Source organism: Nocardia asteroides (assembly GCF_900637185.1).
In the GTDB taxonomy this organism is placed as follows: domain Bacteria; phylum Actinomycetota; class Actinomycetes; order Mycobacteriales; family Mycobacteriaceae; genus Nocardia; species Nocardia asteroides.
The window spans coordinates 1,779,812-1,795,503 of the sequence record NZ_LR134352.1 but is presented as its reverse complement, the minus strand read 5'-3'; the positions used below and the strand labels follow the sequence as shown (position 1 = coordinate 1,795,503).

Here is a 15,692-nt window from a genome sequence, read left to right as displayed (position 1 = left end):
CCTGCCCCCTGTCCACCCGACCCGATCGAGCACCCGCCACGCTGTCCAGCGCTCAGGGTGCCCGATCGCGACGGGTCAGTCCAACCAGGTCGAACGACGGTAGTACTCGGACTCGGAGTCGTAGTCACCGTCGGAGGGCGCCACCGTGGACCTGGCCTCCCTGGCAGCTTTGGCCCGCGCCACGGCAGCGCGAATCTCTGCCTGCCGCTGCTGTTCGGGAGTCATATTCGGGTCCGGAACGAAGGGCTGGGGTGCCGAGACCTGCCGCGGAACCTGCGGTGCCAGGTCCTCCTGGACCGGTTGTGGCTCAGGTCGATCCGGCTCGACGCGCGGCGTTTCGGATTCGGTCAACGCGCGTAGTTGCTCGGCGGCTTCGACGGCGAGCTGGTCAGCGCGTAACGAGGTTCGGCGATTGATGTCGTCGATCTCGTCCATGAGCATGGCCGAGCGGCGGCGCGTCTCGTCCGCGATCTGTTCGATCTCTGCCGCGTAGTCCACGATCGCTCATTCTCCCGATGTCGAGGGCGATCCGCCAATCCTCACAGCGGGCCCGCCTCGGCGAGGACAGCGCCGCTGCCACCAGGATCTGTCACCGGCACATCAATGCTGGGAAGATGTTCGCCATCGGTCTCCTGCCGAGCCGAGCGGGGCCCGACGGGGACGCCACCCGCCACCGAGCCCGAAGACGGTTCGCCCGAACCGATCTCACTCGTGACCGGAGCATTGGTGAGGTCAGGGGTATCGGAGCTGGTCGCGTCGGGACCGCTGGTCACGCCGCCATCACCGACACCCGCCTCACCTTCGCCGGTACCGGACTGCGGCGTGCCCGAACCGAGTACGCCCTGCTCGTCTTCACCGGCCGCGGTGTCGGCCGTCGAATCGTCGGTCGTGCTCGAATCCTGGGTGAGTACCGGATTTCCGTTCTCGTCCAGAGACAAGCGGTATTCGGTGGTGCCGCCGTTCGCATCGGTCGTGGTCAGCGAAAGGCCGTTCTCGCCGGCTTCGAAGCTCAGCTTGGTGTCCCCGATCTGGAACGAGGCCTCCTGCTCGCCGGACAACAGGCTGCTCGCCTGTTCGGTCATCTGCTCGATGCCGTCGCTGATCGACGTACCCACCGTTTCGATCGCCGAGGTGAGGGTGGTACCCAAGTCTCCGGTCAGCGCTTCCGAGAGGGTGGTGCCGAGCTCACTGATGGTCGAAGTCAGGGTGCTCAGCGCATCGCTGGTATCCGAATCGTCGTCTGTCGTGTCGTCTGTCGTGGTGTCGGTGTCGGTGGCGGTTTCTGTGTCCTTGGTATCCGTCGTCGTCTTCACCGTCGAACCGGTGGTCGTCGTGTCACCTGTCTGGGTGCCGGCAGCCGTTGTCTGACCCCCGGTCGACGTCGTCTGGTCACCTGTCTGAGTGCCTGCGGCGGTCGTCTGGCCGCCGTTCGTCTTCGACTGGTCCCCGGTCAGCGTCGACGGATCGCCCTGGGGCTGCTGCTTGTTCTCGGCAGGTGCGGTGCCGGTGCCGGACACCAAGGGATAGCCGCGGGAAACAATGCCTGCCGCAGCTGTCTCGACGGCGGTGAACAGGTTTTCGATGCCGATCTTCGTCGTGGTGCACTGATCGGTGAAGGCCTGCACCTTGTCGTTGTAGTCGGGCATGAAGACCAACGACAGCCACTTCTTACAGATCGCCTCGACCGCGTCCTTGTATTCCTCTGTGGTTGAGCCACTGATACCGACGGTGGAGTCCGGCACGTCCGCCTCTCCCGCCGCATTGCGGTGCCCGGTCATCGTGGCCACATCAGGGTTCAGTATGTGCGACGTGCTTCCGGTCTTGGCCGCCTTGATCACCCTGTCGATGGCAGTTGGGTCCAACCCGCCGACCGTCGGCACCGCCTTTTGTTTGCCCCCGACGTACTTTTGCGCCGAACCGTCCATCAGTTTGAGGACCGTGTCGGCCTTGCCCTGGACGAGCCCGGGGATCTGCGCCGCGGCGGCGGACAGCGCTGCTTCGAATGCCCGAACATCGTCGCGGTCCTCTGCGGCCATCGTCGCGATCTTGCCGAGTTGTTCCGCGGCGGCCACGGCCGCGGCGCCCTGCCAGCCCGTCTGGATCGATTGGGCAGCCGACTGCTGAGCGGTGATCTTGGTATCGGCAGTCGTCAAGAACTGGCGCAGCGCATTCGCAGCGGCCTCGAGCTTGGCGATGTTCATATCGCGCTCGTTGTCGTAGGGCCGCACAAAGGTGTAGAAGTCGAAGGTTCCGCCGAACGCATCGACGTATCGGGGTCCGAGCTGCTCGAAGTACTGCAGGCCGGGTGCGCCGTCGTCGAGGATGTCGTTAATGGGTCTGGCCATCGTCACACCTCACTTCGCGGGGGCCGGGGCGACACCGTTGAGGTCGCTGGCGTGCGCCAGGTCGACCTCGGTGTACTCGATGGATGCCGTGCCGATCGCATCCGCAAGCGCCCCGGACGCTGTCGTCCAGACCTTGACCCAACCGACCGCCCGTGCCAGCGCATCGTCGATCTTCTGTCCGCTGCCGGTATACGCCCGCCCCGCGTCCGCCGCGACCCACTCGAGAGTGTCGACCTGTTTCGCAGCGTTGCGTGTGGTCGTGACGGTGTCGTCCAGGGTGGAACTGGTCGCATCCATCGCCTGCTTGTTCACGACGAGTCCGCCGGAAGCCTTGCCGCTCATTCCCCCGCCTCTCACATTTCTGGACACGCACGATCGCGCTTATCAACTTCGACGCGCGAACACCCTCGCCGGTTCCCGCACCGGCGAGGAAATCTACTTCTCCAGGTTCCCCTGGTCGGTCCGCCGCCACTCCGACGTGCCGTCGGGATGTCGGTGGTACTCCCAGGCCGCGTAGTCGCCGTCGGCTTCGACGACGGTGACGTGGTCGGCGAAGCCGTCGTGGTCGTAGTCGGACCAGATGCTGGTGCCCAGCGGGTCGCTGTCGGTGATGGAGTCGACCACTCCGTCGCCGTCCAGGTCCTGGGACGGGTGATGGAGTTCGACGGGGCCGAGGCCACCGAGGGACGAGTGGGCGTCGATGTCGGGTAGGCCGAGGCCGGGGATGTCGCCCGAGGTGACCATGGGACTCCTCCTCAAACGGAAAACTCGCGGATGACGGCGCGGCGGGGGTGCCACCATCCTGTCATCCGCGAGCCGGTCACGGGGCGGTCGGGCCTACTTCTTCGGCATGATCAGCCACAGCACGAGGTAGAGCAGGAACTGGGGGCCGGGCAGCAGGCAGGAGACGACGAAGACCAGGCGGACGATGTTGGCGTTCCAGCCGAAGTACTCCGCGATGCCTCCGCAGACGCCGGCGATCCATTTGTCGCTGGTCGAACGGGTGAAGCGGCGGGCGGGGGCGGTCATTGTGTGCTGCCTTCCTGCTGAAGTGGTGATGACTCCACTGTGCCGAGCGGGGGTCGGCGCCCGCATCGGTCGGCAGACCCATCCGCACCCTGATTTCCGCCGCACCCGATCTCAGGGTTGCACCCCGAGGCGGGCAGACTTAGGCGGTGAGCACGACATTGCAAGCCACCGGCCTGTCGGCCGGGCATGCCGAACGGACCCTGTTCGAGGACCTCGACTTCACCCTCGCGCCCGGTGATGTGATCGGCCTGGTCGGGGTGAACGGCGCGGGCAAGTCGACGCTGCTGCGGATGCTGGCCGACCGGGCGCCGGGCGATGGCACGATCTCGCTGAGCCCGCCGGACGCGACGGTCGGCTATCTGGCGCAGGAACCGGAACGGATCGCGGGCGAGACGGTCCTGCAGTTCCTGTCGCGCCGGACCGGGGTCGCCGAGGCGCAGCGGGTGATGGACGAGGCGGCGGAACGACTCGGTGACGGCGGGGACGACGACTACTCGCCCGCGCTCGAACACTGGCTCGCCCTGGGCGGCGCCGATCTGGATCAGCGAGCCGAGGAGGTGGCGGCCGAACTCGGCCTCACCGACGGGCTGCCCTCCGGCCTGGACACCCCGATGACGGGGCTGTCCGGCGGGCAGGCCGCGCGGGCGGGGCTGGCCTCGGTGTTGTTGTCGCGCTTCGACATCCTGCTGCTCGACGAACCGACCAACGACCTGGATCTGGACGGCCTGGACCGGCTGGAACGATTCGTCACCGGGGTGCGGGTGCCGCTGATGGTGATCAGCCACGACCGGGAGTTCCTGGCGCGCACCGTGAATCAGGTGCTGGAGCTGGATCTGGCACAGCAGCAGGTGGGCCTCTACGACGGCGGTTACGAGGCGTATCTGGCCGAACGCGAGATCGCCCGCAGGCACGCGCGCGAGGCCTACGACGAATTCGCCGACACCAAGGCGGGTTTGGAGGCGCGGGCGCAGATGCAGCGCAACTGGCTCGAGCACGGCGTGCGCAACGCGCGCCGCAAGGGCAAGAACGACTCGGACAAGATGGGCCGCAAGACGCGCGCCGAATCCACCGAGAAACAGGCGGCCAAGGCGCGCCAGACCCAGCGCCGGATCGAACGGCTCGAGGTGGTGGAGGAACCGCGCAAGGAGTGGGAACTGCGCATGACGATCGCGCCCGCGCCTCGCAGCGGCGCGGTCGTGGCGACGGCGGCGAACGCGGTGGTGCGCCGCGGCGAGTTCACCCTGGGCCCGATCACCACGCAGATCGACTGGGCCGACCGGATCGTGCTCACCGGCGCCAACGGGTCGGGCAAGTCGACGCTGCTGGGCCTGCTGCTGGGCAAGATCGTCCCCGATTCCGGTTCGGCCGCACTGGGTTCCGGCGTCGAGATCGGCGAGGTCGACCAGGCGCGCGGGCTGTTCCGCGGCCCGGAGACGCTGGCGGACACCTTCGGCGCGGCGATGCCCGGCTGGCCCGACGCCGACGTGCGGACCCTGCTGGCCAAGTTCGGGCTGCGCGGACCGCACGTCACCCGGCCCTGCGACACGCTGTCCCCCGGCGAACGCACCCGCGCCGCCCTGGCGCTGCTGCAGGCGCGCGGAGTGAACCTGCTGGTCCTCGACGAGCCGACCAACCATCTCGACCTGCCCGCCATCGAGCAGCTCGAGCAGGCGGTCGAATCCTTCACCGGCACCTTGATTCTGGTGACGCACGATCGCCGGATGCTGGATTCTGTCCGGGCGACCCGCCGCTGGCACATGGCCGGCGGGACGCTCACCGAGGAGTAGACCATGGAGTTCACGCTGGGGATCGACACCCGCGTCACGCTGCTCGTCACCGGGCTGATCTTCCTGAGCGCGCTGCTGCTCGGGGTGTGGAAGTACCACGGGATCCGCACCTCGGGCGCGGCGCACGTCTACGTCGACATCGCGCACCGCGCGGCGCTGCTGTATTCGTTCGCCGGCGTGCTGCTCGCGGTGTTCACCGAGCTCAGTGCCTGGCCCACGGCCGTGAACCTCGGCGCGGACCTGGTGATCCTGGCGTTCTTCGTCGGCGCGATCGCCAGCTACGTGCTGCACGGGTGGCGCCGTGACACCGACAATCAGTTCGCCGGGACCATCCCCGGCGCGCTGCGGCTGTCGATGTACGGGCTGATCGCGGGCGAGGTCGGCGGGTTCGCGGTGCTGTTCAGCGGGTTCGTGGCCGGTCAGTTCTGATCAGAGCGACCGCACCACCGCCGGGGCGGGCGCGCCGAACAGGTCGACATCGGAACCCAGTTTCGCGCCGACCAGTCCGGCGACGCCGGTGGCGCACAGGATGATCAGCACCACGATCGCCGAGCGCGAGCGCGGCACTCGCGGCATCGGGAACGAGTACCCGGACGACGGCTCGGCCGTCTCGAAGGGTTCCACCGGCTGGCCGTAGCCCTCGTCCCGGATCGGGACCGTGTGCGAATAGCCCTGCGGCACATCCCGGCAGCCGGGCCTGCCGCACGCACCGCCGCAGCGGTGGTACGGGTCGGCCGCGGCGTAGTCGACCGGGTAGCGGTCCTGCTCGTGGTAGTTCCGGGCAGGCAGCGGCGGCACCATGGGACGGCCCCCTTCGAATCGTGCTGCGCGCCAAACTATCCGGTGCGCCGAGCAGCACACGCGCCACCGGCACACAGGTCCATACGGCGTATGCCGATAGTAGATGGGCCGCGGGCGGCCCGCCAGGTGTGCGCTAGACCGCGGCGACCCGCTTGGCCAGATCGTCGGCCAGCTGCCGCGCCTGCGCCGGATCGGTGGCCTCCACCATCACCCGGACCAGTTGCTCGGTTCCGCTGGGCCGCAACAGGACCCGGCCGGAATCGCCCAGGATCCGCTCGGCCTCGGCCACCGCGTCGCGCACCTCGGGGGCGAGGGCGACGGCGGCCTTGTCGCTGACCGGCACGTTCACCAGCACCTGCGGGACGGTGCTCATCACCCCGGCCAGCTCGCCCAGCGGACGCCCGGTCTGGGCCATCCGCGCCATCAGCCGCAGGCCGGTGAGCACGCCGTCGCCGGTGGTGCCGTAGCGCGGGAACACCACATGCCCGGACTGCTCGCCGCCGAGGCTGTAGCCCCCGCGGCGCAGTTCCTCGAGCACGTAGCGGTCGCCCACGGCCGCGGTGAGCACGCTGATCCCGGCCGCGCGCATGGCGATGTGCAGGCCCAGGTTGCTCATCACGGTGGCGACCAGGGTGTCGCCGACCAGCTCGCCCGCCTCGCGCATGGCCAGCGCCAGCACGGCCATGATCGCGTCGCCGTCGACGGTCTCGCCCGCGGCGTCCACCGCCAGGCAGCGGTCGGCGTCACCGTCGAGGGCGATGCCCAGGTCGGCGCCGTGTTCGAGGACGGCGGCGCGGACCGCGTCGAGATGGGTGGAGCCGCAGCCGTCGTTGATGTTGAGGCCGTCGGGTTCGGCGTTGATCGCGATCACCGTCGCGCCCGCCTCCCGGTACACCTGCGGTGCCACCTCGGCCGCCGCGCCGTGCGCGCAGTCGACGACGACGGTCAGCCCGGACAGATCCTGGCCGGTCGATTCGAGCAGGTGCTCGACATAGCGTTCGTGCGTGCCCTCGACGGTGTAGTCGCCGCGCACGCGGCCGATGCCAGCGCCAGTGGGGCGCACCGTGACGCCCTCGGTGATCAGGGCTTCGATCCGCTGTTCCACGGCGTCGTCGAGCTTGTGCCCGCCCGCCGCGAAGATCTTGATGCCGTTGTCGGGCATGGGATTGTGCGAGGCGGAGATCATCACGCCGAAGCACGCGTCGTAGAGGCCGGTCAGGTACGCGACCGCCGGGGTGGGCAGCACGCCCACCGAGAGCACGTCGACGCCCACCGAGGTCAGACCCGCCGTCACCGCGGCTTCGAGCATCTCGCCGCTGGCTCGCGGATCACGGCCGACAACCGCGACCGCCCGCTTCTTGCCGCGCGAGAGCACCTGCGCCGCCGCCGCCGCGACCCGCATCGCCAGTTCCGGGCTCAGCGAGTCGTTGGCGAGCCCGCGAACACCGTCAGTACCGAACAGCCGTCCCATAAAACCCTCTGCTGGTAGTAGGTCCCCCGCATACAGCACGAGAGCAGGCGACCAGCGGTGCTGGAAGCCTGCTCTCGCACATGTGCTCCGCCGACCTGGCTCATCCCCACTCTCGCGGGGAGCATACCCAGCGTATGCGCAAGACCGAGGCCGGCAGGGCGTAAATCAGCGCTTCGAGTACTGAGGCGCCTTACGGGCCTTCTTCAGACCGTACTTCTTACGCTCGGTGGCACGCGGGTCACGAGTCAGGAAGCCGGCGCGCTTGAGCGCGGGGCGATCCTCGGGGGTGACCTCGATCAGCGCGCGGGCGATGGCCAGACGCAGAGCGCCCGCCTGACCCGACGGGCCGCCACCGACCAGGCGAGCGTAGATGTCGAAGCTCTCGACACGCTCGACGGTGACCAGCGGGGACTTCACGAGCTGCTGGTGCACCTTGTTCGGGAAGTAGTCCTCGATGGTGCGGCCGTTGAGCACGAAGTTGCCCGAGCCGGGAACCAGGCGCACGCGGACGACGGCTTCCTTACGGCGGCCGACGGTCTGCACCGGGCGATCGATCACGATCGGGGCGTAGGCGGTCTCCTCGACGTACTCGGCCTCGTAGCCGTCGCCGTCTTCGACAACCTCGACGGTCTCGTCGACCACGTCGTAGTCTTCGTTGAACTCTTCAGGAGCGGTCACTGGGCCACCTGCTTGATCTCGAACGGAACCGGCTGCTGCGCGGCGTGGGGGTGGTTCGGGCCTGCGTAGACCTTCAGCTTGCCCGCGATCGCGTTACCCAGCTTGTTCTTCGGGATCATGCCCTTGACGGCCTTCTCCACGAGACGATCGGGACGGGTCGCCAACACCTCGCCGACAGTGCGCGACTTGAGGCCGCCCGGGTGTCCGCTGTGGTGGTGGATGAGCTTGTCCTGCTTCTTGTTGCCGGAGATGGCAACCTTGTCCGCGTTGATGATGATGACGAAGTCGCCACCATCGACGTGCGGTGCGTAGGTCGGCTTGCCCTTGCCGCGCAGCAGGCCAGCGGCCTGCACGGCGAGACGGCCGAGGACTACGTCAGTGGCGTCGATGACGTACCACTTACGGGTCACGTCACCCGCCTTGGGGCTGTACGTAGGCACAGTCGTTCCCTGTCTGTCGTCGGTGTTGCCGGCCACGGGTGTGGTTCGAGATCGTCCCGGCGGCCGGTGGAGACCCGGGACATCGAAGGAAACGCCGATCCGCGAACGGTCCGACGTTCCACACGCCAGCGAGCCACGATACCAGCCACGCATGACGCACCCACAATCGGGCGTCGCGGCTAGATCACCACCGGGGGCCCGGGGTCGGTCGCCCCGGCGGGACCGGGGATCAGGTACCGCAGGGTGTCGATGCCAGGGGTGACGCAGCCGTTGTCCTGGACCAGACCGCCGCCGCGAGCGCTGGCGATGCCCTCCGGCGGGATCGTGTTCGCGTACGGGGTGAACGCGCACGAGACGTGCTCGCCCTCGGCCGCCACCGCGGGCGCGGCGGCGCCGGTGTGCCAGGCCGTCGCGGCCAGCGCGACCGCGCCCACCACGGCCGGTGCGCCGAAGAAGCCCTTCTTCACCTTGCCGAGCAACTTGCCGCGGCCGTCGTCGGCCGGTTCCTGCAGCGCGTGCCGACCGCCCGGTTGCGCGGGCGGGCCCGCGACGAAACCGGCGGGACTCGGCGGCTGACCCGGCTGCGGCGCAGCGGGCGGCGCACCCCAGCCCACCTGGGCGGCATAGCCCTGGCCGGGGTGCTGGGTCTCGGGGTAGTCGTCCTCGTCGAGCGGCTCGGTGACCAGCAGATGCGCCGCGCCGAGCACCAGCGCGTGCATCGGATGATCGGCCACCTGCAACCGCTGGCCCAGGTGGTTCTGGAACGCCAGCCGCAGCGCGTCGTTGAAGCAGACGTTGCCCGCCAGCAGCACCGTCGAGGTGTCGGCGCCGATCGAGCGGGCCGCCGCCATGGCCTCGATCACCACGTTGTCGGCCGAGCGGGCATCGCGCAGCGCCTCGGCGCTGACCGCCACCTCGACCGATTCGGTGGGCTGTTCGTCGTCACCGTGCACCGCGACGACCAGCAGCGTGCGGCCGTCGGAGTACACGCCGGTGGCGCCGATACCGGTGCGATGCCGGTCGCCGGGCGGGGAGACCAGCCCGAGCGCGCGCACATAACCCGACAGCGCGACGCTCTCCGGCAGCGGTTCGACGACCACGTCGAGCTGTTCGACCAGTGCGGCGTAGGTCTCGACCTTCTCGTCGGGCCAGCTGTCCGGATACGGCAGTGCCACCAGCTGCGGCTTGCCACGCAGGTACTTGCCGACCGCGGCCAGCGGGTTGTACAGCCGGGCCCGGAAGACCAGTTCGGCGGGCCAGGTGGCGCCGGCGATCACGATCTGCGGATGCCCGAGGATGTCGCGCACGTCGGCGATCGCCATGCCCAGGTCGGGGCGCTGCCGGTCGACGCCCGCGGTGTGCAGCCTGCCCGCCGCGTCGGCGAGCAGGTAGGCGGGCGGGGTGTAGGTGCCCTCCACCTGAACCGGGCGGATCGGGGTATCACCGCCGCCCGCGGCCACGGACACCACATCCCACCCCAGATGCAGGGCGCCAACTCGAACGGTCACAGGCTCAAGTGTGCCGTGTCGAGGACCGACACGCGCAGCATGCCCGCCGATCCGCTCCTGACCTGCCGATCCCTCATGCTGTGCGCATCCGGCACGCTCGGGCGGCCCGCGTGGTCACGCTGCGCTACCTCCTCCGGCCGCTGACCGATCATGCCTGCGACTTCTTCAGGCGCAGGCGGCTCCAGGTGATGACCGCCAGGATCGAGGTGATGATGATCAGCAGCACGATGTCGGCGATCCAGATCCCCGGCTTGTGCTCCCACAGCGCGTCCTCCTGCGCGCCGATGACCAACTCGCGCAGATCCACAGTCGCCGCACCGGCGGCGTAACCCCAGCGCGACGGGAACAGGTACGACACCTGCTCCAGGCCGACGCGGTCGGTCACCGGGATCAGGCCACCGGCCATCACCAGCTGCACCATGATCATCACCACGAGCATCGGCATGACCTGCTCGTTGGACTTGGCCAGGCTCGACATCAGCAGACCGAACACCACACAGCAGACCGCGGTCATCGCGATGTCGAGGTAGAGCTCGAGGCTGCCGCTCGGGAACAGCGCGCCCTCCTGCGGTGCCTTCTTGCCGATCAGCGTGATGCCGACCAGCACCGCCGACTGCAGGAACGCGGTCACGCTGAACACCACGATCTTGGCCATCAGATAGGCCGACGGCAGCAGGCCCACCGCGCGCTCGCGGTAGAAGATCGAGCGCTCGCCGACCAGGTCACGCACGGTCAGCGTGGCGCCCATGAAGCAGGCGCCCAGGATGAGCACGACCAGCAGCTGCTGGGCCTCACCACCGCTGGAGCGGGCGAATGACCCGTCGGGCTGCGCGATCAGCGGGCCCTCGGTGAAGCCGTCGCTACCCGGCACCACCAGCGACAGCGCGCCGAGGATGAACGGCAGCACCACCAGGAAGGTGAGATAGCCGCGGTCGGCGAAGATCAGCCGCAGCTGCCGTCGCGCCAGCGTGCTGAACTGCCGCATGCCGCTCGACTGCGGCGGCGCGCCCGCGTTCCCACGCTGCATCGGCTGCGGTGGCGGCGGCGGTGGCACATACGCCTGCCGGGACCGGTAGGCCGCGAAGGCCTGGTCGGGATTCGCGGCGACCTTGGCGAAGATCTCGGCCCAGTCGCTGGTGCCGAGCGCGGCGCCGACGCCACCCGGATGACCGGCGAAGGCGGTCTTGCCGCCGGGCGCGAGCAGCACCACCTGGTCGCACATGTCCAGGCACGCCACCGAGTGGGTCACCACGATCACCACGCGGCCCGCGTCGGCCAGCTCGCGCAGCATCTGCATGACCTGGCGGTCCAGCGCCGGGTCCAGACCCGAGGTGGGCTCGTCCAGGATCAGCAGCGACGGGCCGGTGAGCAGTTCCATCGCCACCGAGGCACGCTTGCGCTGACCGCCGGAGAGCCGGTCGACGCGGGTGTCGGCGTGCTGGGTGAGCGAGAGCTCCTTCAGCACACCGTCGATCACCTGCTGCCGGTCGGCCTTGGTGGTGTCCGGCGGCAGGCGCAGCTCGGCGGCGAAGCCGAGCGCCTGGCGGACGGTGAGCTGGCGGTGCAGCACGTCGTCCTGCGGGACCATGCCGATACGGGAGCGCAGCGCCTCGTACTCGGCGTGCAGGTTGCGGCCCTCGAAGGTAACCACACCGCCGGAGGGCTGGGTGTTGCCCGCGATCAGTTTCGACAGCGTCGACTTGCCCGCGCCCGAGGGGCCGATCAGCGCGGTCAGCGTGCCGCGACCCGCCTGCATGTTGACGTCGACGAGCAGCTGCTTGTTGCCTTCGACGGTGAACCCGACCCCGTGCACCGACAGCCCGAGCTCGGCCACCGGCTTCTGCCGATGGGCCAGCGCGCCCTGCGCGACGACGAAGTCGATATTGCCGATGGTGACGATGTCACGCTCGCGCAGCACGGTGCGCTGCTGCCGGTGACCGTTGACGAAGGTGCCGTTGGCCGACCCGAGGTCCTCGATGACCAGGCCCTCCGGCGAGGACACCAGCCGCGCGTGCTGACGGGAGGCCAGCGGATCGTTGACCACGATCTGGTTGTCGGAGGTACGGCCGATGCTCAGGCCGCCGGGCGGGATGCGGTCACCGCGCGCCACCGGTTCGGTGGAGGCCGACTTGCGGACCGGCGGCAGCATCGAGGAGTCGGCGCGCCGGGTCATGTTGATGTTGTCCTGCGGCGCCATCGGCTGCGATGGCAACTGCGAGGTGGGCACGTACTGCGGCTGCGGTGGCTGTTGCGGCACGTGCGGGGTGGGTCTGGACTGCGGTGGGAAGGGCTGCTGCGGACGTTGTGGTGGACGCGGCTGTTGCTGTTGCGGCTGCGAGGGTGACGCGAGCATCGTGGCGGCGTGCCGCGACGACGGCGCCGCGGGCACCAGATGCAGCAGCGGCCCACTGATGGCGTCCCCCAGACGCACCTGTGTGGGCCGATCGATCGAAACCGGCTGGTTCAGCCGGCGCGCGTCCACGAAAACGCCGTTGGTACTGCCGTTGTCGGCCAGTACCCAGGCGCCGTTCTGGAAGCGCAGAGTGGCGTGCACGCGCGAGACCAGCGGACTGTCCACGAACAGCGTCACCTCGGGCGCGCGACCCATGGTGATCTGCTGACTCGCTTCGAAGACTCGTTCGGTTCCATCATGGCGCACGGTGATGGTCTGCGCCCCCGGTGAAGACATGGAGCGGATACTATGCCATCGCCCGGACATCGGCGGTGCCCCCGAGACGGCCGCAGGCCCGATCCGGCGCCCGACCTGCACATGTATCCGGCCGACCAGGGGGACCGATGTCGAAAGGCCAAGTGTTCGTTGCGATCACCGCTGTGCTATGCGCACTGCTGTGTGTGGGGTGCACCAGGGCGATCGACGGCCACGGTGTCTCGATCTACGACGACCCGTTCCAGGTGGCCGGGCTGCCCACCACCGGCGGCCCGAACGGCCCGCGTCCCGGCGTCCCCGATTCGGAGCTGACCGCCGCCAACGGTGACGGCGGCGAGGTCGACGCGCTGGCCCTCAACGCCATCGACGACATCCAGGCGTACTGGCAGGCCGCGTTCGCCACCGAGTTCCGCGGCGAGACCTTCGAGCCGGTGGAGAAGCTGGTCTCGTGGAACGCCCGCGCCGCGCGCAACCAGGCGATCGAGTTCTGCAAGGAGACCACCTACCACCTGGTCAACGCCGCCTACTGCCGCAGCGACAACTCCATCGGCTGGGACCGCGCGATGCTGCTGCCCACCATGACCGAGACGTTCGGGAAGATGTCGGTGGTCATGGTGCTGGCGCACGAGTACGGCCACGCCATCCAGACCATGGCCAAGCTGGTCACCAAGAAGACGCCGGTGCTGGTCAAGGAACAGCAGGCCGACTGCTTCGCCGGGGCGTTCATGCGGCACGTCGCCGAGGGCAAATCGAAGCACTTCACCATCAACACCTCCGACGGCCTGAATTCGGTACTGGCCGCGACCGTTTCGATCCGCGACTCCGATCCCGACGATCCGGAGAGCGTGCACGGATCGGCGTTCGAGCGGGTCACCGCCGTGCAGATCGGGTTCACCGACGGCCCGCGCGGCTGCAAGGGCATCGACGACGAGGAGATCGACCAGCGCCGCGGCAACCTGCCGCAGAGCTTCTCCGGTGATCAGGGCCGCGGCGAGTACCCGATCTCCAAGGAGAACCTGGTGGAGCTGAGCAAGGCACTGCAGGCGATCCTGCCGGTGCAGCAGGCCCCCACCTACGAGTACTCCGGCGCCAAGATCGACTGCAAGGACGGCGCGGCCACCGAGCCGGTGTCCTACTGCCCGGCGAAGAACGTCATCGCCACCGACGTGCCCGCGCTGGCCGAACGCGGATCGGTCGACACCGACGACGACGGTCCGCTGCCGGTGAAGGTCAGCGGCGACTACAACGGCTACGTCGTATTCATCTCCCGCTACACCCTGGCCGTGCAGCGCAGCCACGGACAGGCGCTGACCGGCGCGAAGACCGGCCTGCGCGCGGCCTGCCTGTCCGGGGTGGTCACCGGCAAGCTGGCCCAGCCGGGCCGCCCGCCCGCCCAGGGCGACATCCAGCTGTCCGCGGGCGATCTGGACGAGGCCGTCTCCGGCCTGCTCACCGACGGCCTGGCGGCCAGCGACACCGAGGGCAACACGGTGCCGAGCGGATTCTCCCGCGTCGACGCCTTCCGCGCGGGCGTCCTCAACGGCGAGACCACCTGCCTGTCGCGGTATTCCTAGCCGAACGGCGGCGGCGCCGCGGGTTCGTAGCGGAGCACGCGGTTGCCGATCATCACCTCGGTGCCGGGGATCAGCACCATCGGCTGGTTCGGGGTGAGCCGGATCCAGTCGCGGTAGCCGGGCAGCCGGGAGCGGGTGCCGTTGGTGGAGCCGCGGTCGAGCAGCTGCACGTCCCAATTCACCAGGTGCACTTCGGCATGCGCGCGCGACATGCCGCCGGAGGTGTCGTCCACGCGCAGCGGGATGAGCCCGCGCTGGGCCGCCTCGGAGTTCTCGGGGTCGCGGCCGATCACGGCGTCGGCGGCGAGCAGATAGGTCATGCCGTCGTCGAGGACGAGCATGCCCAGCGGCGGGCGCACCACTTCGCTCAGCGCCTGGGTCTGGTCGACCGGCATGCCGCACACCGTGCAGAACGCCGACCGCGGATCGCTGGGATGCGCACGCGCGCACTTGAATCCCATCACCTTCACGGTGAGCACCGTCGATCGCGCGGTCGCCTCCAGGCGACGCTGCAGGTCGGGGTCGGGTTCGGGCGCCGGATTGGTGCCCGCGTGCCGGGTCTCGGCGGTGTGCGGGTCGGCGGGCGGCGGGGCGACCGCGGCGTGCGCGGGCCCGGTGGCGCTGGTCGCCGCGTCCATCAGCGAGGTCGCCGGCTGCATGCCGGTGGCGGGCGGCTCGGCCGGGCGCGAATCCCCCTGCGCCGGACGCGGTTCCCGATCGATGCGGGCGGTGGGCGGCGGCGGGCGGAGGCTGTCACCGGCGGGTTCGGCGGTGCGCACCCGCGAGCGCACCCCGTTGGACCACACGACCGCACCGCCCGCCTGGGCGATGCCCTCGACCAGCCAGCCGATGCCGCGATCCGGCGGCAGATCGGGAATCCGGCCCTTGGCGTCGTCGACGAACAGCGCGACGGCCTTGGCGGGCTCGGAGGCCACCCGGTCGACGGTGAAAGCCGCGTCGCTGCCGCGGTAGTACTCGGTGCCGCCGTCGCCGGCCAGCACCGCCGTCACCGCACCGTGCAGGAAGATCGCGACGCCGCCGTTGTCGGCCGCGGAGAGCACGCCGAAATCGATCGGCGTGCCCGGTGAGATCTGTTCGGCGTACTTCATCAGCCAGCGGGTGGCCTGTCGCGCCACCTGCGCGCCGGGGCCGGTCGGCTCCTCCTCGGCGGCGGCGCGCACCAGCTCGGCCAGCGACTCGAGGGCGACCGCCGCGGTGTCGTCGGGTCCGAGCCTGCCGTGTCCGCGATGCGCGACGACGATCACCGCGCCCGCGACCCGCGCGACCGCATGACTTCCGTGCACGACTTCGACCTGCCGATCCCTCACAGGTATCGGCCTCCACCGGAACCGCGCAGCAGGGTCGTCGCCATGCAGTCCAGACTATGGCAA

At 69.5% G+C, this 15,692-nt stretch carries 15 protein-coding genes; 3 read left to right on the top strand and 12 right to left on the bottom strand.

All coding sequences use genetic code 11. From position 1 onward, the window contains the following. Positions 1 to 75: 75 nt before the first annotated feature. The 5 genes from EL493_RS08385 to EL493_RS08365 form a co-directional block, all read right to left on the bottom strand. Positions 76 to 498 carry a hypothetical protein gene (locus EL493_RS08385; protein WP_019045156.1) on the bottom strand — a complete coding sequence of 141 codons (423 nt, stop codon included), beginning with the start codon at positions 496 to 498 and terminating at the stop codon, positions 76 to 78. A 41-nt stretch (positions 499 to 539) separates the two neighbouring features. After that, the gene (locus EL493_RS08380; RefSeq protein ID WP_022567306.1) at positions 540 to 2,345 is read right to left on the bottom strand and encodes a hypothetical protein; all 1,806 of its coding nucleotides are present in this window, start codon (positions 2,343 to 2,345) and stop codon (positions 540 to 542) included. Positions 2,346 to 2,354: 9 nt separating this feature from the next. Beyond that, on the bottom strand, positions 2,355 to 2,687 hold the full coding sequence (locus EL493_RS08375; RefSeq protein ID WP_019045154.1) for a hypothetical protein: 333 nt from the start codon (positions 2,685 to 2,687) through the stop codon (positions 2,355 to 2,357). Between the two features lie 93 nt (positions 2,688 to 2,780). Next, complete coding sequence (locus EL493_RS08370) at positions 2,781 to 3,089, bottom strand: DUF6802 family protein (protein ID WP_019045153.1); 309 nt, start codon at positions 3,087 to 3,089, stop codon at positions 2,781 to 2,783. Positions 3,090 to 3,182: 93 nt separating this feature from the next. Beyond that, entirely contained in the window at positions 3,183 to 3,374 is a 192-nt protein-coding gene (locus EL493_RS08365) for a PspC domain-containing protein (protein ID WP_019045152.1), read from the bottom strand. 146 nt (positions 3,375 to 3,520) lie between these two features. Between EL493_RS08365 and EL493_RS08360 the strand changes: the two genes are divergently transcribed. Then, the gene (locus tag EL493_RS08360) at positions 3,521 to 5,161 is read left to right on the top strand and encodes an ABC-F family ATP-binding cassette domain-containing protein (RefSeq protein ID WP_030200412.1); all 1,641 of its coding nucleotides are present in this window, start codon (positions 3,521 to 3,523) and stop codon (positions 5,159 to 5,161) included. 3 nt (positions 5,162 to 5,164) lie between these two features. Next, positions 5,165 to 5,590, top strand: coding sequence for a hypothetical protein (locus EL493_RS08355; protein WP_019045150.1), 426 nt, complete (start codon positions 5,165 to 5,167; stop codon positions 5,588 to 5,590). Here the strand turns inward: EL493_RS08355 and EL493_RS08350 are convergent, their stop codons facing one another. From EL493_RS08350 to EL493_RS08325, 6 genes are all read right to left on the bottom strand, one after another. Continuing rightward, on the bottom strand, positions 5,591 to 5,962 hold the full coding sequence (locus EL493_RS08350) for a hypothetical protein (RefSeq protein WP_019045149.1): 372 nt from the start codon (positions 5,960 to 5,962) through the stop codon (positions 5,591 to 5,593). Positions 5,963 to 6,095: 133 nt separating this feature from the next. Then, on the bottom strand, positions 6,096 to 7,433 hold the full coding sequence (gene glmM / locus EL493_RS08345; protein WP_019045148.1) for a phosphoglucosamine mutase: 1,338 nt from the start codon (positions 7,431 to 7,433) through the stop codon (positions 6,096 to 6,098). A 165-nt stretch (positions 7,434 to 7,598) separates the two neighbouring features. After that, positions 7,599 to 8,111, bottom strand: coding sequence for a 30S ribosomal protein S9 (gene rpsI, locus EL493_RS08340; protein ID WP_019045147.1), 513 nt, complete (start codon positions 8,109 to 8,111; stop codon positions 7,599 to 7,601). Continuing rightward, complete coding sequence (gene rplM, locus EL493_RS08335) at positions 8,108 to 8,551, bottom strand: 50S ribosomal protein L13 (protein WP_022567307.1); 444 nt, start codon at positions 8,549 to 8,551, stop codon at positions 8,108 to 8,110. Before rplM ends, rpsI begins: the two co-directional genes overlap by 4 nt. 179 nt (positions 8,552 to 8,730) lie before the next feature. Then, on the bottom strand, positions 8,731 to 10,059 hold the full coding sequence (locus EL493_RS08330) for a hypothetical protein (protein WP_022567308.1): 1,329 nt from the start codon (positions 10,057 to 10,059) through the stop codon (positions 8,731 to 8,733). A 148-nt stretch (positions 10,060 to 10,207) separates the two neighbouring features. Next, on the bottom strand, positions 10,208 to 12,748 hold the full coding sequence (locus EL493_RS08325) for an FHA domain-containing protein (RefSeq protein WP_030200418.1): 2,541 nt from the start codon (positions 12,746 to 12,748) through the stop codon (positions 10,208 to 10,210). 107 nt (positions 12,749 to 12,855) lie between these two features. Here EL493_RS08325 and EL493_RS08320 point away from each other — a divergent pair, with 107 nt between their 5' ends. Then, on the top strand, positions 12,856 to 14,301 hold the full coding sequence (locus EL493_RS08320) for a neutral zinc metallopeptidase (RefSeq protein ID WP_030200420.1): 1,446 nt from the start codon (positions 12,856 to 12,858) through the stop codon (positions 14,299 to 14,301). Here EL493_RS08320 and EL493_RS08315 read toward each other — a convergent pair. Further along, positions 14,298 to 15,605 (bottom strand): FHA domain-containing protein, encoded by a 1,308-nt coding sequence (locus EL493_RS08315; RefSeq protein WP_022567309.1) that lies wholly within the window; start codon positions 15,603 to 15,605, stop codon positions 14,298 to 14,300. The genes EL493_RS08320 and EL493_RS08315 overlap by 4 nt on opposite strands. Positions 15,606 to 15,692: the final 87 nt, after the last annotated feature.